The 26,657-nt window shown below is 42.7% G+C and carries 25 protein-coding genes; 10 read left to right on the top strand and 15 right to left on the bottom strand.

Going from position 1 to position 26,657, the window contains the following annotated elements; genetic code table 11:
• Window positions 1–116 precede the first annotated feature (116 nt).
• The 3 genes from AACT52_RS04690 (at window position 117) to AACT52_RS04680 (ending at window position 2,539) form a co-directional block, all read left to right on the top strand.
• Window positions 117–788 (top strand): cysteine hydrolase family protein, encoded by a 672-nt coding sequence (locus AACT52_RS04690; RefSeq protein ID WP_073629490.1) that lies wholly within the window; start codon window positions 117–119, stop codon window positions 786–788.
• Between the two features lie 13 nt (window positions 789–801).
• Window positions 802–2,271 (top strand): ketol-acid reductoisomerase, encoded by a 1,470-nt coding sequence (locus AACT52_RS04685; protein WP_073629488.1) that lies wholly within the window; start codon window positions 802–804, stop codon window positions 2,269–2,271.
• Window positions 2,272–2,368: 97 nt separating this feature from the next.
• On the top strand, window positions 2,369–2,539 hold the full coding sequence (locus AACT52_RS04680; RefSeq protein WP_158054556.1) for a hypothetical protein: 171 nt from the start codon (window positions 2,369–2,371) through the stop codon (window positions 2,537–2,539).
• 33 nt (window positions 2,540–2,572) lie between these two features.
• Here the strand turns inward: AACT52_RS04680 and AACT52_RS04675 are convergent, their stop codons facing one another.
• From AACT52_RS04675 to AACT52_RS04665, 3 genes are all read right to left on the bottom strand, one after another.
• Window positions 2,573–3,436, bottom strand: coding sequence for a DUF5895 domain-containing protein (locus AACT52_RS04675; RefSeq protein WP_073629486.1), 864 nt, complete (start codon window positions 3,434–3,436; stop codon window positions 2,573–2,575).
• A gap of 573 nt (window positions 3,437–4,009) precedes the next feature.
• Window positions 4,010–5,614, bottom strand: a complete 1,605-nt coding sequence (locus AACT52_RS04670; RefSeq protein ID WP_073629484.1) for a bifunctional pantoate--beta-alanine ligase/(d)CMP kinase — start codon at window positions 5,612–5,614, stop codon at window positions 4,010–4,012.
• A gap of 151 nt (window positions 5,615–5,765) precedes the next feature.
• Entirely contained in the window at window positions 5,766–6,914 is a 1,149-nt protein-coding gene (locus AACT52_RS04665; protein ID WP_073629482.1) for a septal ring lytic transglycosylase RlpA family protein, read from the bottom strand.
• 821 nt (window positions 6,915–7,735) lie between these two features.
• Here AACT52_RS04665 and glsA point away from each other — a divergent pair.
• The 3 genes from glsA to AACT52_RS04655 all read left to right on the top strand — a co-directional run bounded on the left by glsA (window position 7,736) and on the right by AACT52_RS04655 (window position 9,833).
• Window positions 7,736–8,728, top strand: coding sequence for a glutaminase A (gene glsA, locus AACT52_RS04660; protein WP_073629480.1), 993 nt, complete (start codon window positions 7,736–7,738; stop codon window positions 8,726–8,728).
• A 45-nt stretch (window positions 8,729–8,773) separates the two neighbouring features.
• Complete coding sequence (locus AACT52_RS41195; RefSeq protein WP_272937075.1) at window positions 8,774–8,896, top strand: hypothetical protein; 123 nt, start codon at window positions 8,774–8,776, stop codon at window positions 8,894–8,896.
• A gap of 502 nt (window positions 8,897–9,398) precedes the next feature.
• On the top strand, window positions 9,399–9,833 hold the full coding sequence (locus AACT52_RS04655; protein WP_073629476.1) for a response regulator: 435 nt from the start codon (window positions 9,399–9,401) through the stop codon (window positions 9,831–9,833).
• Window positions 9,834–10,109: 276 nt separating this feature from the next.
• Here the strand turns inward: AACT52_RS04655 and AACT52_RS04650 are convergent, their stop codons facing one another.
• Window positions 10,110–10,397, bottom strand: a complete 288-nt coding sequence (locus AACT52_RS04650; RefSeq protein ID WP_073629474.1) for a DUF6679 family protein — start codon at window positions 10,395–10,397, stop codon at window positions 10,110–10,112.
• A gap of 276 nt (window positions 10,398–10,673) precedes the next feature.
• On the opposite strand from AACT52_RS04650, the gene glgA reads away from it, so the two are divergent.
• Window positions 10,674–12,152, top strand: a complete 1,479-nt coding sequence (glgA, locus tag AACT52_RS04645) for a glycogen synthase GlgA (RefSeq protein ID WP_073629472.1) — start codon at window positions 10,674–10,676, stop codon at window positions 12,150–12,152.
• Between the two features lie 187 nt (window positions 12,153–12,339).
• Entirely contained in the window at window positions 12,340–12,903 is a 564-nt protein-coding gene (locus AACT52_RS04640) for a Uma2 family endonuclease (RefSeq protein WP_073629470.1), read from the top strand.
• A 175-nt stretch (window positions 12,904–13,078) separates the two neighbouring features.
• On the opposite strand, the gene AACT52_RS04635 is transcribed toward AACT52_RS04640, so the two are convergent.
• The 5 genes from AACT52_RS04635 to AACT52_RS04615 all read right to left on the bottom strand — a co-directional run bounded on the left by AACT52_RS04635 (window position 13,079) and on the right by AACT52_RS04615 (window position 17,704).
• The gene (locus AACT52_RS04635) at window positions 13,079–14,056 is read right to left on the bottom strand and encodes a 2-hydroxyacid dehydrogenase (RefSeq protein ID WP_073629468.1); all 978 of its coding nucleotides are present in this window, start codon (window positions 14,054–14,056) and stop codon (window positions 13,079–13,081) included.
• A gap of 74 nt (window positions 14,057–14,130) precedes the next feature.
• Complete coding sequence (locus AACT52_RS04630; protein WP_143172736.1) at window positions 14,131–14,280, bottom strand: hypothetical protein; 150 nt, start codon at window positions 14,278–14,280, stop codon at window positions 14,131–14,133.
• A gap of 49 nt (window positions 14,281–14,329) precedes the next feature.
• Window positions 14,330–14,914 carry a hypothetical protein gene (locus AACT52_RS04625; RefSeq protein ID WP_073629466.1) on the bottom strand — a complete coding sequence of 195 codons (585 nt, stop codon included), beginning with the start codon at window positions 14,912–14,914 and terminating at the stop codon, window positions 14,330–14,332.
• 235 nt (window positions 14,915–15,149) lie between these two features.
• Window positions 15,150–15,998, bottom strand: a complete 849-nt coding sequence (locus AACT52_RS04620) for a GTPase domain-containing protein (protein ID WP_073629464.1) — start codon at window positions 15,996–15,998, stop codon at window positions 15,150–15,152.
• Between the two features lie 893 nt (window positions 15,999–16,891).
• A complete protein-coding gene (locus AACT52_RS04615) occupies window positions 16,892–17,704 on the bottom strand; it encodes a uroporphyrinogen-III synthase (RefSeq protein ID WP_073629460.1) in 813 nt (270 codons plus the stop codon).
• Between the two features lie 147 nt (window positions 17,705–17,851).
• Between AACT52_RS04615 and AACT52_RS04610 the strand changes: the two genes are divergently transcribed.
• Window positions 17,852–19,267 (top strand): 1-acyl-sn-glycerol-3-phosphate acyltransferase, encoded by a 1,416-nt coding sequence (locus tag AACT52_RS04610; RefSeq protein ID WP_073629458.1) that lies wholly within the window; start codon window positions 17,852–17,854, stop codon window positions 19,265–19,267.
• A gap of 85 nt (window positions 19,268–19,352) precedes the next feature.
• Here AACT52_RS04610 and AACT52_RS04605 read toward each other — a convergent pair whose 3' ends face one another.
• The 6 genes from AACT52_RS04605 to mnmE all read right to left on the bottom strand — a co-directional run bounded on the left by AACT52_RS04605 (window position 19,353) and on the right by mnmE (window position 26,171).
• Window positions 19,353–20,450: a serine/threonine protein kinase gene (locus AACT52_RS04605; protein ID WP_073629456.1), complete on the bottom strand. Its 1,098-nt coding sequence runs from the start codon at window positions 20,448–20,450 to the stop codon at window positions 19,353–19,355.
• Window positions 20,451–20,604: 154 nt separating this feature from the next.
• Complete coding sequence (locus AACT52_RS41190) at window positions 20,605–20,676, bottom strand: element excision factor XisI family protein (RefSeq protein WP_143172739.1); 72 nt, start codon at window positions 20,674–20,676, stop codon at window positions 20,605–20,607.
• 218 nt (window positions 20,677–20,894) lie between these two features.
• Window positions 20,895–21,368, bottom strand: coding sequence for a peptidoglycan-binding domain-containing protein (locus AACT52_RS04600; RefSeq protein ID WP_073629454.1), 474 nt, complete (start codon window positions 21,366–21,368; stop codon window positions 20,895–20,897).
• Between the two features lie 190 nt (window positions 21,369–21,558).
• Window positions 21,559–23,148: an alkaline phosphatase D family protein gene (locus AACT52_RS04595; protein WP_073629691.1), complete on the bottom strand. Its 1,590-nt coding sequence runs from the start codon at window positions 23,146–23,148 to the stop codon at window positions 21,559–21,561.
• A 468-nt stretch (window positions 23,149–23,616) separates the two neighbouring features.
• Window positions 23,617–24,387, bottom strand: a complete 771-nt coding sequence (locus tag AACT52_RS04590) for an SDR family NAD(P)-dependent oxidoreductase (RefSeq protein ID WP_073629452.1) — start codon at window positions 24,385–24,387, stop codon at window positions 23,617–23,619.
• Window positions 24,388–24,788: 401 nt separating this feature from the next.
• Window positions 24,789–26,171, bottom strand: coding sequence for a tRNA uridine-5-carboxymethylaminomethyl(34) synthesis GTPase MnmE (gene mnmE, locus AACT52_RS04585; RefSeq protein WP_073629450.1), 1,383 nt, complete (start codon window positions 26,169–26,171; stop codon window positions 24,789–24,791).
• Between the two features lie 230 nt (window positions 26,172–26,401).
• Here mnmE and AACT52_RS04580 point away from each other — a divergent pair, with 230 nt between their 5' ends.
• Entirely contained in the window at window positions 26,402–26,593 is a 192-nt protein-coding gene (locus tag AACT52_RS04580; protein ID WP_073629448.1) for a hypothetical protein, read from the top strand.
• Window positions 26,594–26,657 lie beyond the last annotated feature (64 nt).

Below are 26,657 nucleotides of genomic sequence, written 5' to 3'. Positions count from 1 at the left end.
ATTAATAGAAATAAATTATCTGTGTCCATCTGTGTCCATCTGTGGTTATTTTTTCAAAAATTCTTTTTTACAGACATTAAATATTCAAAAAAGCTAATATTTAGGAATTTAATTTCATGACAGACGACACTAGTCCCGATTGGAAAAATGCTGCTTTGCTTACTATAGATGTGCAAAATTCTTTCGCACTACCGGGAGCTTCTGCAGAAATTCCTGGCACATGGGAAGTGATACCCAATATTCAGCAATTAGTCCAAGCATTTAGACAAAATGGTAAACCAATTATCCATGTTGTCAGGATTTATCTACCTGATGGCTCAAACGTTGATTTATGTCGCAGACAAGACATTATAAACGGCAAGCAGGCTGCAATACCTGGTACTGAGGGAGTAGAGCTTGTAAACGAATTAAAACCATCAACTCAAATCATGCTTGATGTAGATAAGCTCATTTCTGGAGCGTTTCAATCAATTAGTTATCGTGAATGGATCATGTACAAATCAAGATGGGGAGCTTTTTATCAAACCTCTCTTGAAAAACATTTACGTGAGTCTTCCGTTAACACTTTAGTGGTTTGCGGATGTAACTTTCCTAACTGCCCACGCACCACAATTTATGAGGCAAGTGAACGAGATTTTCGAGCCGTTTTCATACCGGATGCCACATCTCAAGTTTACGAACGAGGTTTGCAAGAGCTAAGGAATATTGGCGTGAGTTTGGTGAGTGCTGAAGAGTGTATTGCTATTATGCAAACCGTAAAAATATCCTGTAAAAACTTTCATCAATGAAGAGAGTCTGACTATGAATTTGGAATTTAGCACGAATACTTTTGAAAAAGAGAAGATTCTTTTAGCTGGTAGGGAAGAATATATCATTCGAGGAGGACGCCATCTTTTTCCGCTTTTACCTAAAGCTTTTGAAGAGATTCATCAAATTGGAGTGATTGGTTGGTCATCTCAAGGTCCTGCTCAAGCACAGAATTTAAGAGATTCTCTGGGAGGTACTAATATTAAAGTCAAAGTAGGTCTTCGGAAAAATTCATCTTCTATTTCATTGGTAGAAAAAGATGGATTTACTAGAGAGAATAACACATTAGGAGAAATGTATGAAGTGATTTCCGAGTCAGATTTATCAATTCTTCTCATTTCCGATGCTGCACAGGCGGAAAATTACCAGCAGATTTTTGAGGCTACACGTTCAGGAGCCACACTTGGATTGTCTCATGGATTTTTGCTCGGACATTTGAAAAACATTGGTGAATCTTTCCCTGAAAATATTAATGTAATTGCTGTTTGTCCTAAAGGAATGGGACCTTCAGTCAGGCGACTTTATGAACAAGGAAAAGAAATTAACGGAGCAGGGATTAACTCCAGCTTTGCAATTCATCAGGATGTCAATGGAAAAGCAACAGATTATGCACTTGGATGGGCAGTTGCAATTGGTTCTCCGACAATATTTCAAACGACTCTTGAATCAGAATATAAGTCTGACATTTTTGGAGAAAGAGGAATCCTTCTGGGAGCAGTTCACGGCATTGTAGAAAGTTTATATCGCTGGTTTCTTCATCATGAATACTCTCAGGAAGCAGCTTATGTAAATTCTGTAGAGTTGCTCACAGGAACAATCACCAGGATGATTTCTAAAAACGGAATCTTATCTGTTTATGAATCTCTAAATCATGCAGACAAAGAAACCTTTAAGAAAGCTTACTGTGCTGCTTATCATCCAGCCTTTGAAATTTTAATGGAAATTTATGATGAAGTTGCTTCTGGAAACGAAATTCGCAGCGTCATTCAAGCAACTCATCGTCATCACCGTTACCCTATAGGAAAAATTGACGGCACACAAATGTGGCAAGTTGGCATTAATGTTCGTGCCAATAGACAACCCGAAAAATTTGCCATTCATCCTGTCACTGCTGGAGTTTATATCGCTACTATGATGGCTCAAGTAGACTTACTGAAGGAAAAGGGACATCTTTATTCTGAAATTGTCAATGAATCCATCATTGAAGCTGTGGATTCTCTAAACCCTTATATGCATCAAAAAGGAGTTGCTTTTATGGTTGACAATTGCTCTATCACAGCACGGCTTGGAGCTAGAAAATGGGCACCACGATTTGATTATGTATTATGCCAACAGGCTTTCACTGCATTGAATGATGAGAAACAAGTAGATGAAAGACTATTTGACAACTTTTTGAGGAATGACATTCACCAAGCTTTCTCAGTTTGCGCCCAGTTACGACCTTCTGTTGATATTTTTGCATAGAATATAGCAATCTTAAATCATTGGTGAACAACAAGATTCCCGACTTCTTTAAGAAGTCGGGAATCTTTGAATTTTGAATTACTTAAAACAGTGAACAGTGACCAGTGACGCCTGCTATGGTGGGGGATTTAAACCCGCCCTCCGGGTATCTCCTTCGGAGACGCTTCGCGAACGCCACTTGCTCTACTTGGGGAAACCCCAAGACCGCAGTGGCTCACCACCAACGCTCTCTGGTCCAATTGGTGGGGGACTTAAACCCTGCGGATGAAACTGATAACTGATAACTGATAACTGGTAACTGTTAATATGGTGGATAATCATCTTCATCAGGGTAAACGTAGGAACTAGAAACCCCCGCCATCTCCATCCGAGGTGTTTCTGGTTTCATCGTTTCCTTACCAAAGTCCTTATGCTCTTCAAAAGTCTTACAGATAATTTCAGACTCTTGCGAGTCGGAACCAATCAGGTACTGTGTTAAGGTGGCGACTGTGGGATGTTTATAGTCCACAGTTGAAGCTACTAAAACTATATTCGGTTCAATTCCTCTTTCTTCACAGTTAATAATGGGGGAGAAAATCCCGTGGGCGTGGAATAGCGCACCTTTTGGTGTGAGAGGCTGCTTGCGGTATCCAGCATAAGCCTTTTCTAGTTCAGCAAGGAACCCACCAGTGACCCTACCTTGTTGGTATTCACAGTAAGCTTTACTGAAACTTGCTCCGGCTGCTCCATTTACAGTAAGCTGTAGCGGTAATTCATGTAAGAAATTTTTATCTTCTCCTACTAAATAAATTAAATAGCGAGTAAATGTTTTAAATTTAAGTTTGTCTGCTAAAAAAGCATCGTAATTGTCTTTGAGTGTACCCAATTTTACTCCAGTTTCCCGGTCTTTGACAGATAACGGTCCCCGACGGACTACGACTAACCGTGGAGTGGTGGTCATATACACCGTTTCGACTCCGGAGCTAAATTCATGCTCCATTTGCTGCCAATTGTCATCGGGCTGAAAGCCCACAGCGTGGGCGTTATCCAGCTTAATTGCCAAACCGTGAGGTTGTAAGCCATTTGTGCCATAGCGAGGATTAATCATCTGACACCAAGGGAGTACTTGAGAAGCTGGTGCGTTGTACTTCTCGTCCTCAAAGTCGAATTTTGCAGATGGTTTCATCGTCTTAGGCGGTTGTCAATGTTTTGCAGATCAAGTTTACACGGTTTAGCAATGCTTGGGACTTCGATGCACTTAGTGGCTTTAGACACAATTGGTCTAAAACTGAGAATACTCTATCACTTTATTCAAGAAGTCACGCACAATCTAAACCTGATTTTAACAACTGCCTGTCAAAGCGCCCATGTAGAGTATTTTTAGTGGGGATGGTTCAAAGGGGTGTAGGGGTATAGGGGTATAGGGGCGACTTTTTGAACGTGGGATTGAAACAACGACGCTCCGAAGTTTGCCCGGAGGGAAACCAACGCCAGTCACCTGGGCGTGGGAAACCTGCCTGCATCGCTAGCGCTCCTCCTTGCAACTTCTCTCTTGTCGAAACGCGCCTACAAGGGTTGATACAAATCTTTTTTTCTTAGTGGGCGACCGAACCACCCCGCCCATGATTTTCTTCCCCCCCCCACACCCTTACTCCCCTAGTTTTGTAATATGCTACAATCAGTTGAATAAACCCGATTTCTAAGAAACCGGGCTTTTAATATTTGTGGCATTCGGTTGAAAATGAACAGCAGGGGCAAACTATTGAGATAATCGCTGCTGGTAATAGTCAACAATTTGTTCTGTGACTTCAGAAACGCTCAAACCATCAGTTTTAATTTCAACAGCATCTGGTGCTTTTTTTAAGGGGGAAACTTTACGCGTGGTGTCTTTCCAGTCGCGTTCAGCGATGTCCTTTTCCATCTGCTCTAAACTCACTTCAGGTTGACCCTGTTTTTTAAAGTCTTGCATGCGGCGACGTGCACGTTCACTGACAGAAGCGGTTAGAAAGATTTTCAGTTCGGCATCAGGGAATACGTGAGTACCTATATCCCGTCCTTCTGCAACCAAACCACCTTTTTTCCCCCAGCTATGCTGTTGTTTAACCAGTGCTTGACGCACGGCGGTCTGTGCTGCTACTGCTGAGACTTTAGATGTCACCTCTAGAGTGCGGATTGCTTGTGTAACATCAGTCCCATTAATCCAAACCCGCATCGGTGATTGCAAGTTCTCGGTAGGAGTCAGTTCAATGACACACCCGTTGGCTAATTCAGCGATCGCACACTCATCGTCAAGGGCAATTCCCTTTTGCAGTACCAGCCAAGTGACAGCGCGGTACATTGCTCCTGAATCTAAATACACTAAACCTAGGTTTGCCGCTACTTGACGAGCAACAGTGGATTTTCCAGCTCCTGCTGGTCCATCTATAGCGATGATCGGCTTGCGATCGCGCAGAATAGTATTATCAATCAAACGTGTAGAACCTAGGCGAGCGGCGATCGCGAGCATTCCTTCCTCCTGAATTTTTTCTTCTATAAGCATCAACGTATTTGGTTCAACCAACTCAATATATTCCACTAAGACAGAACTAACCATTGCCACTTCTTGCTGCACCACTGCTATAAGCGCTTTTGCATCGCGTTCTCCTGCTTTGAACGCCGCTTGCGCTTTCAGCAAGCCGCCATACAACACTGCTGCTTGCTGCTTTTGTGTTGCGGTCAAATATTGGTTGCGAGAACTTATGGCAAGACCAGATGCTTCTCGCACCGTAGGACAAGCAACAATTTCGATTGGAAAATTCAAATCAGCGACTAGCCGTTTAATAATGGCAAGCTGCTGACCGTCCTTTTGACCAAAGTAGGCTCGATCAGGCTGTACTAAGTTGAAAAGCTTAGTCACAATCGTCGCTACACCCTGAAAGTGACCCAGCCGAGAACGACCACACAAGCCAGATATCATAGCAGATGGTGGGATAACTTGTGTAACTTTTAATTCTTGTATATTCTTCTCGGCAACTCCTACCTCTTCCGGAGTAGGAGCAAAAATTGCATCTACCCCTGCTTGTTCACAAAGTAATTCGTCCTGGTCAAAAGTGCGAGGATAGCGTTGGTAATCTTCGTTTGGAGCAAATTGCAGCGGATTAACGAAGATACTCACAATCACCGTGGCATTTTCGTGCCGCGCCCGTTGAATCAAGTTTAAATGACCTTCGTGCAACGCTCCCATTGTCGGAACCAAACCAACTGCTGTCTTTGATCTACCAGTCACCTCAAATGGCAACGGCTGCGCTTGATCCACAAGCTGGTTTTCAAAACGGTGTTTAGCTAAATAGCAGCGTAAAGCTGCGACTGTTCTCAACAGGCGCACAAAAATACCCCTAGTTTTCTCTAGCTCTCCCCGTTAGTTTATATCTGAAAGCGAGGAAGAGACCAGCAACTAGGGGAACGAGGATAATTCGTAATTGATAATTCGTAATTCGTAATTACTAACGAGTGGGACGAATTACGAATTACGAATTCTACCTACCCAGGATTTCTACCCGCACTGGTGCAACGCCACTGCCCATCATTCCCAAAATCCGTGCGGCGGCAACAGAAAGGTCAATAATTCGACCACGAATGAAGGGTCCTCTGTCATTAATCCGCACCACTACAGAACGACCATTGCGGGTGTTGGTAACGCGGACTCGCGTACCAAAGGGTAAGTGGCGATGGGCAGCTGTTAATCCTTCTGGATTAAACCTCTCACCGGTGGCGGTACGATTGCCAGAACCATCATATCCGTAATAAGAAGCCATACCTTTAGCGCTGGCTATCACTTGTCCGGCAATCTGTTGTGGCAAATTTGGTAGAGATATTGGCGATGATTGCTGGGGTAAATTGGCAATTTCGTTCATGGGAGATGCATTGCCTATGAGTCTGCGCAAGCGATTTGTTGCTTGCAGTGCATCTTTTGCTCGATCATTGGTTGTATCTGCAAGCCGTGTATCGCCATCGATTTCCACGATTTCTTCGCCATTTGCCTTGATGATATAGCGACCTTGTGGCGGTTGCTCACCAAGTTGGTTGTTTTTCTGCTGGCTCTCATTGGCTGTGGATTCGCCTCCTGCTTTCCAACTGACTGTAATCTTGCTGGCGTCCACCTTGTCCCAGATCAGCTGGTTTATCCTAGCTGCTACAACTGTTGCCCTCTGAACTGGGTCATCTTTGGTAGAGTTAGCCTGGTTATTAATATCCACGCTTGCCCCAATTGATGCTACCTTCGTTGGGCTGCTTGCATTTGTACTGACAAGCTGTGCGCCGTTCTCGTTACCAAATGCACCCATTTTTGTCTCTGAACTGGCAACTGACTTGTCACCAACAAAGGTAAGAACGGGGATGTTGCGAATATAGAGCGTTGCCGCCTGACGCCCTGCCACTTGATGAGTATGAATTTCAGTCATCACAGCAGCATCTGAAGCAGGGTTCTCTGCTGGGGATTTATACTCTCCTACTTTCACCACATCACCAGAGGCAATAGGTAGCGAAGATGGAGCCGTTTTCTTGGCCGTCTGAGCGCGACCTACTGACGGTATCCCAAGAACAGTAGAAAATAGAGCGACAACAGTCCACAAATGTTTTTGATTCATGCGTCCGATATTAAAGCGACTGAAGAACAAAAGTTCCATAATTGGCGGGATTTTGCACCACTGATGAGTGACATATCCCTAAAACTCCAACTCGTTCTGCTTTCACTTTTTGCTTTTAACTGCAACAGACTACCACGAACTTATAGCGTTGGGGATCGGGGATCTAGCGTAATCCTTGGTAAATTTATCAAATTCAAACTCACTTTTTAAGCCCAAAACCTTACTCAAAAGAGCTTTTTGGCTGTGTAACAGTTTTTTGTTTGATTAAAAATTTTATTATTAAAACCTAACAATATTTGGTAATTAAATTGTTCAGGGTAGCGTACGCGCTTGTCTATAAAGAGAATTAATGGTATCTGCTTTCAACAGCGGCTTATACTACCATACTTTCACTTAATTTCCAGTAGTTCTACTTGAACAATAAGTTTAAACACAAAATCAATATTTTTAGTGATTTTGATAACTAGATATAAACTATATGTTAAGTATCCTTTGCTAAGTACTAGCTTTTAAGCCCTTTTTCAGGGTTTGTTTGCAAGCAATGACCCAGTTTTCGCTTCAAACATGACAGCAGTATTCAAGTTAACTTTAAAATCATTATAATTTTTAACTAGCTGGATATTAGATGACTCATAATATGCATACTTGTTAAACCTTATTTAAAATTTAGTAAAATAAATTACATACTGTCTAAAGTGACAAAACAGGAGGCTAGATGTTACTTGCATGAATAATTTTTACCGTCCAAGCAAAATCCCTGAGCAGAATATTAACTAGATTCGCGTATGCAAATCGAATACATCAAAATTTGTCAAGGATAGAAGAAAAAGCGTAATTTTTCACACTCAACTGTCAGCTTCATGGCAAAGCAAGAAGATTCACAATTTCAATCTTTTGTTGAGGACTTGCATTCAAAGTACCAGTCCTTAAGGGATGGAACTGTAGCAAACTACATTCCTGAACTAGCAAAAGTCAATCCAGACTTGTTCAGCATTTGTATCGCTACCGTCAATGGCGATGTTTACGAAGTTGGGGACTACAATCAGCTATTTACGATTCAATCGATTTCCAAAGTGTTTGTTTACGGACTGGCGCTTGAGGATCATGGACGAGATTATCTTTTGACAAGAGTAGGTGTAGAACCGACAGGAGACGCATTTAACGCAATTGTCCTCGATGAGAAATCGAAGCGACCATACAACCCAATGGTCAATGCGGGGGCGATCGCAACCACAAGCTTAATCAAAGGGTCGGATGTAACCGAACGTCTCAACCGGATGCTGGATATGTTCCAACGATACACTGGCCACAATGTGTTCGTTGATATTTCAGTATTTACCTCAGAACGCCTCACAGGACATCGTAACCGTGCAATGGCACACTTAATGCTCAATTTTGGCATGATTGACCAAAATATCGATGAGGCGCTAGACCTTTACTTCCAACAGTGTTCTGTCATGGTGAGTTGCCATGATTTAGCAGTGATGGCGGCTACCTTAGCGAACAAGGGTATCAACCCGATTACAGGAAAACAAGCCGTGGATAGCCGTTACGTTAAAGACATTCTGAGTGTGATGTACACCTGTGGAATGTATAATTTTGCAGGCGAATGGGCATATAAAATTGGTATTCCGGCAAAAAGTGGAATTTCTGGCGGAATTATCGCTGTTATACCAGATAAGATGGGAATTGGAGTGTTTTCTCCACTACTCGATTCACGCGCTAACAGTGTTCGAGGGGTTAAGGTTTGTGAAGAGCTTTCGCAGCAGTTTGGTTTACATTTGTTCGAGTGTGCAAGCAATAGGTTAAATTTTGGTAGTTATACCAAGTTGCGTTCAAACATGTCATTCTGACCGAACGCGAGTGCGTGCCGCAGGCATAGGGAAGAATCTTGCAAGATGCTTCGCTTCACTACCGTTACGCTCAGCATGACAACTTGTCTCTATGACTGCAACTTGGTATTAGCATATAAGAAAAATGCGATCGCTTTACGGCGATCGCATTTTGGCATGGCACTCTAGTTTTTTAGATGATGGTGGTATTAGGTTTTTAAGCTCCTAAAAAAATAATCATTTCGTTGCGTTTTAGCAAAGACAGGCTATCCGTACATTTCTCGTTGTTTGCTACTGACAGCGCTCCTTCGAGTCCTGTGGTAGTGTAATAAGAAGTAAAAGGCTGACTGGTGTAGGGCGCACCGGAAAAACGCTTCGCTCGCTCCATCCAACCGCACAGCTTTATAAAGATTAGAGCTATCTGTGAGCTACTCAATGTTTGGGACAGCTAAATTAAGCTTTTCCAGCCGCCTCAATATTAACCAAATTAACCAACCGTTAACCGCTAAAATCCTCAAATTACTTAAGGGTTTTGTGGAAGTGGCAGATGCTTCACACGAAATAAGACTACTGCTTTTAAAGCTTGATTTCATCACTCATCAATTTAAACGCCCACTGAGTAGCTAGTTCGTACCTAGCTCCCAGTAGGACTTCCCCCTAATTGAGTAAGCAATGAGGAGACGATATTATCGTGTCAAACGATTCTGAAAATTTTCATCCCGAGGACGATATAGATGATTTTCAGCCTTTAGAAGGGTTACGGGTAGTTGTCGTCGATGATGATGCCGATAACTGTAATTTAATCGCTTTTATTCTTGAAAGCGCTGGTATCCAAGTGATGACGGCAGCATCGGCAGTAGAAGCTTTACAGGTTATAAGACAATTTGAACCGAATCTCTTGATTAGTGATATTGCTATGCCAGAAGTTGATGGCTATTCCTTAATTCGCAGAGTCAGAACGCTTGATCCTCCCCTGGGAGCGATTCGGGCGATCGCTGTAACAGCTATGGACATACAAGAAGGACGTGATCTTGCTTTCATGTCTGGGTTTGAAGCTTACCTGATGAAGCCTGTAGAACCAACAGAATTAATCACAGAAATAATAAAGTTAATAGAGTTACCTTGACTGCGATTAAAATCGCTCGCGTCGTGTTTCCTCCGTTGTCTAAAGCACTTAATACTTTTACCCAAAATATCACTCTTTGGTGCCGTTAACTACATTTTCCAACAGTGTGAATCGCAGCTAGATCATGTGGTGGCTGCGTAATCTCAACTCACTGCAATCACTCCTGCACTTTGATTCGCCAACCTATCAACCGCACACACTGCATAGGTTGCTGGTTCAACAGTAGCAAACGGTGTACCAGCAGACAAATGCAGTTAGACGAACACCTTATAATTTTTATCTTTCCTCCTGCTCTAGCAGCTTGGAAAGTCTATTTTTAATTTCTTGTACTTGCTTATCGCCCCTAGGTAGTGTTAAAAGACGAACTTCAATCTCTGCAATATTGTCAATCCGAGTGGTCTTTTCCCAAACCCTGTTCTCTGCCTCGGATTCATGTTCATAACGAAATGTTACAGTGTCCAAATTGACATCTAAGATTTCTACGTTCTTTAACCAGCCGTTACTGCTTTTGACGAAAAGCCAAACATTAGGCTGACCAATCAGTTCCTTGAGTTTACTCTCCATACAGATTATATTGGATTTAAGTGCTTTTACTAGGCTTAACAAGATTTGTCAATTTAGCTGAAGATATATTCTGACATCTAGCTTAAGATATATTTTTACATTATTTTCTAATTTTGAAAAGCTTTTGGTTAAAAAATTTTAGTAATATCTGATACAAACCACCTCATGTCCTAAGATTTGTACCTAATAGACGGTACGAGACTTGCCAATGGATACATCTTTTCTGTAATGATAGAAAAGATAATAAAAGTAAATTTTTATTAAGCGAGGATAAAGATGTACATCGTACAAATTGCCTCGGAGTGCGCTCCTGTCATCAAAGCTGGAGGTTTAGGCGATGTCGTTTACGGACTCAGTAGAGAATTAGAAATCCGGGGGCATACCGTCGAAATCATTCTGCCGATGTACGATTGCATGCGCTACGACCACATTTGGGGGCTTCATGACGCCTTCATGAACTTGTGGGTACCCTGGTATGGCGCTGCAATTCACTGTTCAGTCTATTGTGGCTGGGTACACGGACGGCTGTGTTTCTTTATTGAACCCCACTCAGGAGATAATTTCTTCAATCGGGGCTGCTACTACGGTTGCGGCGATGACAATATGCGGTTTGCCTTCTTTAGCAAAGCCGCTTTGGAATTTCTGCTTCAAAGCAACAAACGACCTGATGTTATCCATTGCCATGATTGGCAGACGGGTTTGGTTCCAGTCATGCTCTATGAAATCTACAAATATCATGGCATGGAGTACCAACGGGTTTGCTACACCATCCACAACTTTAAGCATCAAGGGTTTGCCGGTGTCGATACTCTCAGGGCAACGAATTTAAACCGGGAGTCTTACTACTTCCAGTATGATAAGCTGCAAGACAACTTCAATCCTTTTGCCCTGAACTTTATGAAAGGGGGCATTGTTTACTCCAATGCTGTGACGACAGTTTCGCCACATCATGCTTGGGAAGCTCGTTGCACTGACATTGGCTATGGATTGGGTCATAGCTTGCACTTATACCAGGATAAATTCACTGGTGTACTCAACGGCATTGATTATGATTTTTGGAATCCTGAAATAGACCGCTACATCGCCTATCCTTATAGTAAGGACGATTTTGAAGAAAAGGCAAAGAACAAAAAAGCCTTACGCGATCGCCTGCTATTGCAGGATGTTGATAAGCCAGTCATTGCTTTCATTGGTCGTTTAGATGAGCAAAAAGGCGTTCATCTTGTCCATCACGCAATTTATTACGCCCTCCAGAATGGAGCGCAATTTGTGCTGTTGGGTTCAGCAACAGAATCAGGAATCAATGCCCATTTCCGCCATGAGAAAAACTTTTTGAACGATAATCCGGATGTTCATTTAGAACTTGGCTTTAACGAAGAATTATCCCACCTGATTTATGCAGGGGCAGATATGATTATTGTCCCTAGCAATTACGAACCTTGTGGGTTAACCCAGATGATTGGGCTGAGGTATGGCACTGTACCCGTAGTTCGAGGAGTCGGTGGGCTAGTCAATACGGTGTTTGACCGAGACTACGACCAGAATAAGCCTCCGGAAGAACGCAATGGCTATGTGTTCTACCAGTCAGATTATGCTGCCTTTGAGTCGGCAATGGAACGTGCTTTGAAGTTGTGGTACAACAATCCAGAAGAGTTCCGCAAACTTGCCCTTCAGGGTATGGAGTATGACTACTCTTGGAACCACCCAGGAGAGGAATACGTGGAGATTTACGAACATATTCGACACAAATGGTAGTAGCTTAGTCTGCTACTACAATAAATGACATCAACTCAAGCCAAAAAACAAGGTTGACTCATTTGGGTGTGTTAGTACCAGGGATTTTTCATCCCTGGTTCTTTTTTAATAGTGCTCGGTGAAGTACTCACCACTAAAATTCAGTACCGTTTATAGTAGTGGGTACTTCACACTTGAGGTCTCAAATATGGTTACTTCACCTGAAATCTATCTCACCCCTGACGAATACCTCCGAATGGAGGAACACAGCGACATCAAACATGAATACATTGACGGCTACATCTACGCAATGGCTGGAGCGCTTGACTCCCACGTTACCATTGCGGGTAACCTGTTTGCTCTCCTGCGTAATCATGTGCGTGGCTCAGGCTGTCGTGTTTACATCGCCGACATGAAAGCACGTATCGAATCTCTAAATCGATATTACTATCCCGATGTGATGGTGACTTGCGACCAACGAGATCAAGAAACTCCTGCGTATAAAAGATTTCCCTGTTTAATTGTCGAAGTTTTATCTGACTCTACTGAAGCCTTTGATCGAGGAGACAAATTCGCGGATTACCAAACTTTAGAAAGTCTCCAAGAGTATGTTTTAATTAACACTAAACGTCAGCGAGTCGAGTGTTTCCGTCGTAATGATGAAGGGCTGTGGGTTTTGCAATCTTATACAGCAGAAAATAAATCATTTCGACTACACAGTATTAAGTTTGAAGGAACGATCGCGGAGCTTTACGAAGATGTCGTTTACTAGCAGCAATTCCTAAAAAATATAGCAATGCTACATGATTTGTTAAATTGATTTTTTTGAACCGCAGAGGACGCAGAGAACACAGAGGAAAGAGAAAGCGGAGATTTTCACGATTGAATTAGGATTGCTATAGATTGTTAAATTGTATGAAGCTCTTTGAATTTACATCTAGATACTATTAATAGACTTCCGGATTGATACAATTGGGCAATCGCTCCCCCTTCAACCCAGCAATGAGATTAGCGATCGCCATGTTTGCCATTTTTTCTCGTGTTTGAAGGCTGGCACTGCCAATATGAGGTGTAATAATCAGGTTATCTAAGCTCAGTAAGGGACTATCAGTTGGTATCGGTTCTGGGTCAGTGACATCTATGGCAGCACCTGCAATTTGACCACTCGTAAGCGCTGTGTATAATGCTTCTGGGTCTATAATTGCTCCCCGCGCTGTATTGATGACAATGGCAGACTGCTTCATCAATTCAAACTGGCGATCGCCAAAAAGATGATAAGTTTCGTCTAACAAAGGTGTATGAATTGTCACAAAATCAGACTCTTGCAGCAGACGTTCAAACGTAGTAAATTCCACACCTAAAAGTTTTTCTAACTCCTGGTCACATCTGTGTCTGCTAGTATAAAAAATTTTCATATCAAATCCTTTAGCACGACGAGCGATCGCCTGACCAATGCGCCCAAAACCGACAATCCCTAAAGTCGCACCTGTGATGTTCGGTCCCAATAACAAATTTGGTTCCCACGTCCGCCACTGACCCCCACGAGCAAATCGGTCTGCTTCTACCACTCGCCGTGCAGCCGCCATGAGTAACGCCCAAGTCAAGTCAGCAGTCGCATCTGTTAACACACCAGGGGTATGACCAACTGGTATCTTCCGTGCAGTAGCGGCAGGAATATCAATATTGTCGTATCCAACTGCCATTTGGCTAATAACTTTAAAAGAGCTTCCAGCTGCTTCTATCAGTTGCTGATCAATCTGGTCTGTCAGCAAGCACAGCAAACCATCAATTGTTTTGACCTTTTTTAGTAAAACTTTATAGGGAGGCGGTTGGCGTTCTTCCCAGACTTCAATGGTAGCAATCTGTTGCAGTTGCTCTAACTTGGTGGGAAGGCGACGAGTGATGAAGACTTTGGGTTTGGACATGGTTGAGGATTTGTTCGGTTTCGCTTACGCTCAATTTAAGCTACTAGCTGCAACATAATGATGTCAACTTAAGCCTAAAGGCAAGAACAATTCAAACCACCGACCGCTATTCTTACATTGATATTCCCACGAATCGCTTTCGTCGAGTAGGGACAGAGTTGATGAGCTTGGGCAACTATCTGTTCAGCCTTCTTGCGGTCTGCATCTGGAATATCGATTACCATTATCTATATAGCGTTCGCGAAGCGTGTCCGGAAGGGATTTAGATTCGTATCATGGTCGTTTGAATAATAAAATCTGTGGCCCCAAGTGCACTAAAAATACCACTATAAATGAAAGTACCACTATAAATGCATACATTATTAATAAAGTGATAAACCTTAGCTGTCTTTTTACAAGACGTATATGAATTTCTGAACAAACAAGAACAACAGGTGCAATACTCCATTCAACTTGCTCAATATCATTTTGTTCAATCCCAAAAAATAGGTCTGTTATTTGACGGTTGAAAGTCTTACGAACTGACTCTTTATCTAATCGTGAACACAATCCTACCCAATAAAATCGATACTCTGACTTTCGTTCGTCCCAGTTACGATCAATTTGATCAAGTGGAACACTCGCCACTGACCAAATTTTCCTTGGACAAAAAAATAAGTTACCAAAAAGTAAGTCACGACTTGAGTTTGAGTAGGAATTAGAATTTTCGCTCCCTAAAGCAGCAAGTCCAATAACATCAATTTTTAAGTTGTCACTGCGTACAAGAATTCCATTGGGCTTGCCCTTTGGTCCTATCACAGCAAACTCGATAGGAGAATTATTAATAATCAAACTCTTGCTAGGTTGACTTGTATCCATAATCTGCTTTTAGCTAATTAACGTGAGTTCGATGAACTGGAAGCTCTGAAAGACCTGGTTAGAAAAGGTTTTGGAAAATAGCAACTTTTAAAAGTTTGTGAGCTTACTGAGAATAAAGTCAGCAACTCAAGAATTCTGTTAAATATTGACTGTATTCTCAAAATTAATTGATATTTGCTTTTATGTTTAATTTCATAAACCTTGCTCTGTAAGCATTTCAACCTATAAATTCTGTTTAACTCATGTTAATTACCAATCTTTTTAAATCCGATACAAGCTGTGCAATATCATTAGGTCGTTCATTAGAGTGTTCGGCGGAAGTAACCTGTGCTACTAAATTGCTATCTTTCCAGGCTTTCTCCTCAGACTCTAAAAATTTTTTCAACCGTATACATTCATTTTGAGAGTTCTTTTCCCAGAGATCTCGCTTGTTTAGAAGCAGATGTATTGAAGCAGGTTTGTTATTCTGTTCCCTTAAGTGCCAACGGAGTTGTTTTTGGAAGTCTATATGCTTTTGAATGCGAGCTTCATCAATACTTTTTTCATTATCAGAGGCATGATGATCAAGCACAATGAGTAGGATATTCGCAGGAGTTGCAACTTGAAATTGGTTAGCATACATCTCACCAGGACCGTCAAGCAAAGCTATAAAGTGGAACGGTTCTATTTTAAGTGACGTAACGTATGCATGTACTGTATCGGTTCGTACTTTGGCAGGCGTTTGATGAAGAATTCTCATCAATAGGGTAGATTTACCAACTAGCTCTGGGCCTACAACCCCAAGCTTTAAGAGTGGAGGATCTACCTCTTGAAGCTTTTCCAAATTTAGCCTTTGCCCAACAAGTGTGTTGGCATTTTTAAGTCTTGGAGGAATAGCTTTCCAAGCAGGAATAGTTATAGCTATGACAGCAATGATAATTCCCAGAATTCCCACGAGGGCGGCCAGTGTACTTGAAAATGCGTTCAAACCCACAAAAGCAATAATAGAAAGGATCAAACCGCCCAAAGAGGCTAATCCCGATGTGAGGTTGAGTTCTTGAGTGAACCTCCCAAACCACTGCTTCCAACGTCGTTTTCCAGCCATTTGTCCTAAAACTCCATTAACTTTTAACCTTATTGATATAGCAGTCCTAAATTGATACGTGAGAATCAAAAACGGCTATAATGCTTGTAAAATAAAAATTTATTTGAGTATTTTCTCACAAATGATTCCGAATGGCTATATAACCTAGCTCTTTTAAGCAATTCACATTTCTTAACACTGTAGCCGTATACAAAGGTTTCATCGCAGTACCTTCATATTGTTGTTCTAGTTGCTGCATTAGTTTCTCGGTTTCAGGATTCATGGTTCTTGCCTTCACACTACTATTGGCAGTATCACGCATTATCCTTGAAGGCGTAGAAAAGTTTTTCCTATCTCGTTCTGTTCATACCAATGCTTTGTCCATCAAGACGGTTCCTAAATGTCCTTCAATTGAGCCAAAAATCCGCACATTATGGTAAGTTTACTGTTTGTATAGAATTTCGTGACGAGCGACAAAACCACAGTTTATAAAAACCTGCTGGGAAATTGAATTTACTGCTTCCGTAAAAGCAATTCGATAACGAGCATTAACAGCATTTTCAACGCAAACTTGTACTAAGTTCTGAGCAATTTTTTTCCTCTGTACTCTGGTGCTACTGCCAACATATGAAGATGTAAATATTCACCTTTGTCAATCTGCTTAGCCAGTATATACTGTGTTTGTAGTTGCTCGAAAAGCACCATAAGAAATGATTTATAAAGTCAATTTTAAGAGACCAAACGATTCAGCATGAATCTTACTGTTCATTCAAAAACCTTCGGGAGTGTGGAAACCTTGTGGCTTTAGTTTAACCGCACAAAATCGCTTTGTTCCCGACTTTGGATGCTACCCTTTGAGTAATGGCTCATGCGTGAACAGCTTGATTAATACTAGCAATTATTGCTTAACAAACTTATTTCAATGCCCAAAGAGCGATCGCCTGAGCAAACCCTGCAAATGAACTATAATCTTGAGCAACTATCGAGACATTTAAACCTAACTTCTTTGCATTTGCTGCTGTATAAGGTCCAAAGCAAGCAAGGAGGCACTGTTCATAATCACTTTTTGAATCAACCATTTGCAAAAAACCTGCGACTTCCACAGTGCTACTAAAGGCAATGACATCAATTTTGCCTTGCCGAATCAGATTTAACTCAACCTCATAAATATTTTTGTCCAAACACCGCGTCCTATAAGTTGGTACACAAGTCACCTTCATGCGCAATTTTTCTAAACCTGCAATGAAGTTTGGAATCACATCGGGTTCTGATACACCGACAACTTCTGGAACCGGAACAAGTACAGTTTGCTGGGCAATATTTGGAATTTTAGCCAATTCAGTAATAATTCCGGTGGGACTAGGTTGCGTTGGTATTAAATCGGCTTTGATGCCAAAAGCTGCTAATCTTTCTGCGTCTGTACCAATTGCACAAAACATACAGTTTGTCAATGCGCTAAGATTTAGCTCCAAATCTTCTAAACGTTGGAAAAATGCTTCGATACCGTTTCTACTGGTAAAAGCAATCCAATCAAATGTGTCGATTTGTTCCAGTGCAGCATCTAACTCAGCAAAGTTTTCCAGCAGACAGGTTTCGATGGTTGGCATCAAAATCGGCAAACCGCCTTGGTTGATCAGTTGCTCAGATAACCTGACAGCGTAGTTGCGAGGTGCGGTAACGATAATTCGCTTACCGTGTAAGGGCAGTTGTACGGTTGGAGTCAGCAGTTTAATTTACCTCCTTGCACAAAATAATAACGAACCGTAAAGGCGGGTATGAACCGCAAAGGCAGCTTCCCACAGGGAAAGACTATAATTTAAGGACTAAGGGCTTAAAGTTTACCTATTTTAAGCAACACGACCAGGAGAGCCATCTTGCCGCATTCGATTCAACTCGCTCAACCGCCCCTAGAGTTTATTCCCGAGCGATTTAACCCACTTGTATATTATATTACCCAGAATTTGCTACCAGTCTTGCTGCGGTTTCGGATTCGACCGTGGTTACCTGCTGGTATCGCACAGGTTGAAACTGTGAATGTTGAGGTGCTAGTCAATCTTTACCAAAAATTCCAAGCTGGCAAAATTCGCTTTTTGATAGCATTTCGCCACCCGGAGGTTGATGATCCTCTTTGCATGATGTATTTACTCTCCCGTGCTGTACCGAAAGTGGCTCGTCAAAAGGGAATTTCATTACAGCATCCTATTCATTCTCATTTTCTCTATGACCGAGGGATGACTTTGTGGGCTGGGGATTGGCTTGGTTGGTTCTTTTCTCGGTTGGGAGGCTTGCCAATTCATCGAGGTAAGCGGCTAGACAAGGTTGGTATGAAGACAGCGCGGGATTTGTTTGCCAATGGCAAACTGCCAATAAGTGTAGCTCCCGAAGGCGCAACTAATGGACATAGCGAAATTGTTAGCCCTCTGGAACCTGGCGTAGCTCATATGGGTTTCTGGTGTGTGGAAGATTTGGTCAAAGCTAACCGAACTGAGGAAGTTTTCATTGTACCGATTTGCAATCAATATCACTACATCAATCCATCTTGGGGAAAACTAGATTGGCTTTTGGGCAAATTGGAAGCTGATTGCGGTTTACCAGTGCAACAACTTGGTGAATCAAACCTCGTTGAGCCAGAAAAAGTTTTTTATGAGCGACTCTTTCGCCTCGGTGAACATGTCCTTTCCCAAATGGAACAGTTTTACGCTCGCTTTTACCACCAAAGCACACCAATTGTCAAGCAAACAGATCCATCTGCAAGTCGTAACGAGGTACTTGAGGCTCGACTCCAAACGGTGTTAGATAGGTCACTACAAGCAGCAGAGCAATATTTTGGTCTTGAATCCCACGGAACAGTGATTGAGCGCAGTCGCCGAATAGAGTCAGCAGGCTGGGATGATATCCACCGCAAGGATTTGCCAAATTTACACGCATTATCACCCGTAGAGCGGGGCTTGGCAGACTGGATTGCTGAAGAAGCATCTCTGCGGACTCTACATATGCGCCTAGCTGAGAGTTTTGTAGCGGTGACAGGAACTTATGTTCTAGAAAAACCTACTTTTGAGAGATTTGCCGAAACATCCTTAATCTTGTTCGACCTGATCGCCCGGATAAAAGGGGAGAAAAACCCTGCACGACCTCGCTTAGGTTGGCGAAAATCACGGCTAACAGTAGGTGAGCCAATTTCAGTCACACAACGTTGGTCAACTTATCAGACAAGTCGTCAAGCAGCAAGAGTTGCGGTTAATGACCTGACGCAAGATTTGCAAGTGGCGTTTGAGAAGATGATTTCGTGAAGTTTTTGGGGGCGATGGCGCGGAGCGGCCGCCTTACGGCGATCGCATTTTTATCGCTACGACAAAGGATTAAGACAAACAGCACTTAATCATCATCATCATCATCATCATCATCATCATGCTCATCGTCGTCCTTGTCATGTCGGTCGTCTGCATCATGATCTTTCCTGTCGAATCGGTGATTTTTTTCCTTGTCATGTCTCTTAATTTTGTGGTGCTCATGGTGTTCATGAGTATCTGTAGAATTAGAGATGCTGGAAATGAAGCTTATTGTGCCAAGTAGGCTGACCAAGGCAAGGGTACCAAGCCCAACTACTTTGGCGATTGAATTGAGTTTGCCGTGCTGCACTCGCTTTCCCACTTTTGGGTTGCCAACAACATCAATCGACTGTAGTGCCGAAAGAGCAGTAGCAGCATTATTGAAGCGATTTGTCAGATCGGGTGCGGTCATCTTTTGCAGCCAGTTGATAAACTTTGGATGGAGCGAAGGTAGCAACTGTTTGACATTGATACGATAAGCCGAATCTATTAAGTCACCGACTTGAGTTGAGCGGGTTTGTGTCAGCAAGCAGATGAGCGTCACACCGAGACTATAAAGGTCGGAGGCTTCGGTTAGCTGGCGATTGAAGAGTTGTTCGGGTGCCATAAAGCCCAGTGAACCCTTAACCGTGCTACTTACTGCTACTTCTCCACCTCCCTGACGTGCAAACCCAAAATCCACTAGATAAACCTTGAGTTTCTGCTGACGCTCAACGAGGATATTCTCTGGTTTAATATCCCGATGAATGACGGGAGGATAAGTGGATTGCAGGTAGACTAAAACATCTAATATCGCTACAGCAATTTGCTTGATTTCCTCTGGTGTCCACTGGTAGGGTTCAGCTAACGAGGAAGCAGGTTTATATTCCTGAACTAAGCAAAAGCCAGATGCAGTTTCAAAGGAATCGAGATAGCGGGGAATGCTGGGATGATGCAGTTGTTGCAACACTTGCATTTCCTGTTGGTAGGCATCATAGTCTGACCAAGTGGCTCCAACTGTTGCGAACTGAAACTGCTTAATGACTACGGGCGTCTTGGTGGTTGTATGGGTTGCCAGGTAAGTGACACGACCACTGGTGCTGTTTTTCCCCAGTATGCGCTGAATTTGATAGCCTTGCTCGGAAAAATCTGGGAAGCTGCTCATGAGTTTGACGCTGCACGCTTGTGTTGTCTTGTAAGGCTCTATTTCTCCAAGGAAAGTTCGATCAAGTTAGAAGACCACCGTAAGCTTTGCTACGGTTCGGCGAAAACCAAAACTCTCCATTTGTATCTTAAGAAAAAATTTTCCTCTTGATGACTTACCCTACCGCAAATTCCGTAAACTTCCTGATCGAGGGAGGGTGGAATGCCAACACAATATCCTCTACCACTGAAAAACAAAATTAAAAGCTCCTACCGCAGCAGGAGCTTGAAAGTAAAGTTATGGGAGAACTAGAGAAGCTATTAGACATCTCCAGAAATTAATTGTGCGTTGTCTACAACCCTTGTACCAGACGTGACGCCAGAGCCGGCACGAGGGAGACCCTCCAAAGGGTGCTGGCTCGCCATGGCACGTCTCTACATTGTTTTTTGGAGAGGTCTATTAGTTTTAATCAACTGTTAGGAAAGTAGCTAATTTGCTCAAAGCTTCCCAAGTCTTATCACCAATAATGCCATCAGCGACTAGTTTTTTATCTTCCTGAAAAGCTTTCACTGCTGCTTCTGTTTTCTCTCCAAAATTGCCATCAATTGCACCAGTGTCATATCCGCCATCTTTCAAGACTTTTTGCACAATCGAAACTTGTTCGCCAGTGCTACCACGACGCAAAGTAGGTTTATCTACTGGGGCGTTAGCACGCAGAGATTTCCAGGTTAGAGGACCAGCAATGCCGTCTTGTTTAAGGAGGAATTGGTATTGGATAATTTTGACAGCATCTTCTGTCTTGGCTCCAAAAACGCCATCAACCTTGACATCGTGCTTACGATTGAGCCTTTTGTTCAACAGTTGTTGTAACTCTTTAACTTTTTCGCCTTCAGAACCAAGCTTTAACGTGGGGTCGTTGGTCGTATTTGCTGCTACCATAGCTAACTTATCTCGAATGAAGTACTGATAAATTCTTCACCTGCGTCTATGACGATTTCGGATTTGGCTTGGTACACAAAAGGGTACTATTGCGTAGTGGCGTTGCAAAATAAAAGCGCGAAGAACTCTCATGTCCTTCACGCCTTCGCGTCTAGCTTGCACAAAGCTGCTCTCGGGGTGTCTACACGGTTTATTTTTCCGGCGGTAAATCTACACTGTAGAGAGTTTTGCCTTCCAAGTTAACCAATGCGACTGTCATCACCTCTGTATCACCGTCAATTTTGACTGTGCCAAAGAATTGGAAACCATCACTTGGAGGTCGATTTGCTTTCAAATCTGTAGGTATACTTAGGAACTTCACCTCTGGACCAAAGGTATTGTCGAGTTTATTTGGTCCAAATGTACCAGAGTTGATAGGACCTGCAACGAACTCCCAAAAGGGTTTGAAGTCTTGAAACTGGGCTTTGTTGGGGTCGTAGTAGTGTGCTGCGGCGTAATGTACGTCTGCTGTTAACCACACAACATTCCTGATATTGTTTTGTTTGATGAACCGTAGTAAATCGGCAAGTTCTAGTTCCCGTCCCAAAGCTGGACCGTCTCCGTTAGCTAAGTTTTCAAAGTTGGTGGAACCATCGGGAACTACCAGTCCAATAGGCATATCACTTGCAATGACTTTCCATGTTGCTGTTGATTTTCGCAATTGGTTTTTCAACCAACGTACTTGTGCATTGCCTATAAATGCCGTTTCTGCGCTTTGTTCTGTTTGGCGATTCTCTGTGTTTGGTCCCCGATAACTGCGTTCATCCAGCATAAAAATTTCCAAGTTAGGACCATACTTGAACGACCGATAAATTCTGGTTGGGTCATCAGCATCAATCCGAATGGGGAAGTATTCCAAAAATGCTTGATTTGCCCGTTGTGCTAGCAAGGAAACGTCCTTGACTGTGTAGCGATTATCATCGAGTATTTCGCCTGGATACCAGTTGTTTGTTGTTTCGTGGTCGTCCCATTGCGCTAGTATGGGGACTTGGGCATTAAAGCGACGGACATTTTCATCCAATAGGTTGTATATATAGTTACCACGATATTCTGCCAAGGTTTCGGCAACTTTTGATTTTTCTGGTGTCGTGATGTTTTTCCAGATGCTACCGTCATCTAGCTTGACTTCTGATTGGATCGGACCATCGGCATAAATGTTGTCGCCGGAATGAATGAAAAAGTCTGGATTGACTTTTCGGATGGTTTCGTAAATCTTCATACCACCGAACTCCGGATTAATACCCCATCCCTGACCGGCAGTGTCTCCAGACCAAGCAAACAATATATCTCGCGGATATGCAGGGGGAGTACGGAAAGTACCTACGACAGGTTCTGAGTAGATTTTTGTATCGGCTAAGTCTTGGAAAGTTACCTTGTAAAATATCTGCTGATTTGATGGCAGATTTTTAAGATAAGCCCGTGCTGTATAGTCGCTGGCTTCAAGGGCAGTTGGTCCAAGAACACGCTGCGCACCACGGAAAGATTCATCTGTTGCGTATTCTACAATGATTCGGGCTGGGCGATCGCTCCGACTCCAAATCACAGCTCTATTGCCGTTGATGTCACCACTGGCGACTCCATAAGGTATGGTGGGACGCAGTTTATCAGATGTGATTATGGCAGGTGCTTGAGCAAAACCTGTTGATTTTGATAAAAAGTTTGTGGCAATGATTCCACCGCTGGTAATGGCTGAACGTAGCAAGAACTGGCGACGGTTTAGCTTTAATGGATTGGATTTCATAAAATTAATAACCCTAGTTACAAGTGCTAAATGAAATTGAATGAACCGAACCACAACTAACCAAAAATAAACAAAGCACACGAATAGATTTTCGTGACGTTTCAAGGTTAATTTTTAACGACAAGCTGCTACACGTCTATACACTTTGCACCCTAACTCTACAAAGTTTCTTTGCACGAAATTCACTCTATTGTTTAACCTGAATTTAACCGAATCTAAACGAAAGCATTAGAATCGGAAAGCATGAATCACAAGAAATTTATCATATTTGATAACACTTCAAACAAGACTGTTTTTAGGGGCACAGCATGCTGTGCCCCTACTTTGTTGTGTATGCAACCCAGAACCTTTATAAATAACCTTTACTTAACCTTCTTTATCTCTAAATTTAACCTTAGACCTTTATAAATTTAGATGTTTCAGAATAGTCATTCTTATTAGGTAACAACTCTTTTCTTTTCTCTATTTCTACCAAGGCAAGCGGCTACCATCCCAGGAAAAAAACTGCCCGCTATCTCCATCCTGAAGCTGTTCGATAACAGCTAGCAATTGGGTAACTGTGCGTTCCACGGAAAATAATTTTTCAGCCGGTACATTTGCTTGAAATGGACGAGAAAGGCGAGTATCGGTTGTCCCCGGATGTAACATTACTATCAATGTCTTGGGGCTAGTTCTTTTATACTCAATTGCTGCTGATCGCATGAACATGTTGAGTGCAGCTTTGGAGGCTCGATATCCATACCATCCTCCCAACTGGTTATCACCAATACTGCCTACCTTAGCAGAAATACTGGCAAAAACACTGCGCTCATGATGACGAAATAGGGGTAAAAGGTGTTTGGCAAGCAGGATAGCCCCAATGCTATTGACTTGGAAGTAGCGCATTAAATTTTCTGGCTCAATACGTTTTAAACTTTTTTCTGGTTGCAATGTCTCCTCATGCAGCAATCCTACACAATTGACAGCTAAGTGAAGCTTGTTTACTGCTGCACTTATTTGTTGAACAACTTCAACAATCTGTGATTCATCAGTAATATCCATCGACAGACAAGTTAATCTGTCAGAGTATTCATCTTTGAGATTTAATAATTCGGAAGCAGACTCTGGCTGGCGATAAGTTGCATAAACCCTGGCAAACCTGTTATCTTGCAGTAATTTTTGCACAAAGCCTAAACCAATGCCTTGGCTTGCTCCTACGATTAATGCATTAGCGTTGTTAATTTCTTCGAGAAAAGACATTCGTTTCAATTCACAAACTTTATAAATAAATCTAAATTATCTATTGGCAGATGAAAAGCCTGCCTTAGTTTCATATATGACTACAACTTAGTACACCATTTTATTAATTGGTAGCGGATTAAATTTGGCGAGACTCTGCGTCCCTTTGTCTTGAAAAGTTTCCTAGGTCGGGAAACCCTCCTGCAGAACTTTTCGCTGCGCTACCTTAGCTACCTGGTGCGTTTAAAAAAGTTACGAACTTATGCAATGCCTGTACTTAGTATCAACGAACCGCGAAGACGCCAAGAGCGCTAAGAAAATTCTTCTTGCCCTTCTCCTGACGGAGACCGTGCGCGTATAGCCCTACGGGCATGGCTGCGCTAAGGCGTAGCCTGCGCTTTGCCCATACGCGTCTTCGTGGTTTATTTCCCTATACAAAATTTACTAAAAATCCTATCAAGTACTGATTCTGTCACTTCTTCACCCGTAATTTCCCCTAGAGCCTGAATTGCACCTCGTAGGTCAATTGTCCAGAAATCAAGAGGGTACTGCTGGACTATTGTCGCTTGCACTTGTTCCAAAGATGTTTTCGCTTTTACCAATGCTGCTGCTTGTCGTTGGTTGATTGCTAAATCCAAATCAGCAGCTTGTACTTTTCCAGCTTGCACTTGTTCCAAAATCGCTGCTTCTAGACCTTCAATACCTTGGTTTTGAGCGGCTGCTGTTTTGACAACGTGGTTGATACTCTTTGGATATTGCACTCCTTCTGGTGATGCTAGGTCGATTTTGTTAATCACCAAAATCAAGGGACGGTGTTGCACTTGTTCGTAGATTTCTTGGTCTGCTGGTGTCCAACCTGTTTGAGCGTCAATGGTCAACAGCACTAAGTCGGCTGCACTGGCAGCACGGCGCGATCGCTCAACCCCTATCTTTTCTACTTGGTCTTGTGTTTCCCGAATTCCTGCTGTATCTAGTACCTGCACAGGAATCCCACCAACAACCAACTGCGATTCTACAACATCGCGCGTTGTACCTGGTAGCTCAGTAACGATCGCTCGATCACTTCTGCTCCAAGCATTCAACAAACTTGATTTCCCGACATTCGGACGCCCAACGATCGCCACTTTCAAACCTGTGCGCAACAGTTCGCCTTTGTCAGCGGTTGCCAGAATCCGGGATACGTCTTTTGAAATTCTCTCAATTTCTGATATGATGACATTATGCTCCAACGGGGGTAAATCTTCCTCAAAATCTATCCTCGCTTCGATTTCTGCCAAGACATCCAAACAGCTAGCGCGTAACTGACGGATAGGATGAGCTAATTTTCCCTGCAAACCGGCGAGTGCTGTTTGTGCGGCTTGAGGCGATCGCGCTCCTACCAAATCGGCAATACTTTCTGCTTGAGTTAAATCGAGTCGCCCATTCAAAAACGCCCGCAGGGTAAATTCTCCTGGTTGTGCTAGTCTTGCGCCATTTTCCAGACACAGTTGCAACACCTGCTGCACCGCCATGATTCCCCCATGACAGTGGAATTCCACCACATCTTCACGGGTGTAGGAACGAGGTGCTTTCATAATCAGCAAAAGTGCTTCATCCACGAGTTGCTGCGTTTGGGGATGGCGGATGTAACCGTAAAGAATGCGGTGAGATTCCCAAACTTGACGCCCTGGTGCAAAGAAAAGAGTTTGGGCGATGGACGTTGCTTGCAAACCAGATACGCGCACAATTCCAACGCTCCCCTGTTGTGGAACAACAGCAGTGGCGATCGCGGCGATGGTTCCAGTAGTAGCAAAGATTTCCGACATTTGCGCCCTTTTAACCAAGACATTGAATATATCTTCGATTGTAGAGAAGTCGCATCATAAAATTTCTATAGTATTTTTGATTTTCGATTTTTGATTTTTAATTTTTGATTTGATTTTAGAAATGTTGCATACAAGCTCACATAGGACAGCGACAAGGTTAAGATTTACTAGACAAAGACAAGTCTTTTTGTTTCACTGCCGTTCTGATAATGACAAACCAGGAGGTTTGCGTGGAAGAGGATAAAATTAATAATCCTGAAACCAAAACCAACGACAGCGCTGTAGATGAAAAATCTTATGTAGAGGCTGCATCAAAGTTCATCCAAGAGACTCCTTTAGACAAAATGCACGAAATAGCTGAAGCAGCACGACTCAAAAGACTCATGGAACCTCCCAAATGGGTTTTTCCCGAAGATACTTAAGAGTCAATAAGGGATTTCCAACAAATAAATTATCCAATCTTGTGGGGTGGGCATCTTGCCCGCC

This window comes from Scytonema sp. HK-05 (assembly GCF_963872035.1).
Lineage (GTDB): Bacteria > Cyanobacteriota > Cyanobacteriia > Cyanobacteriales > Nostocaceae > Kalymmatonema.
The sequence above is the reverse complement of the archived record's forward strand: the minus strand, read 5'-3'. Positions and strand labels throughout refer to the sequence as shown.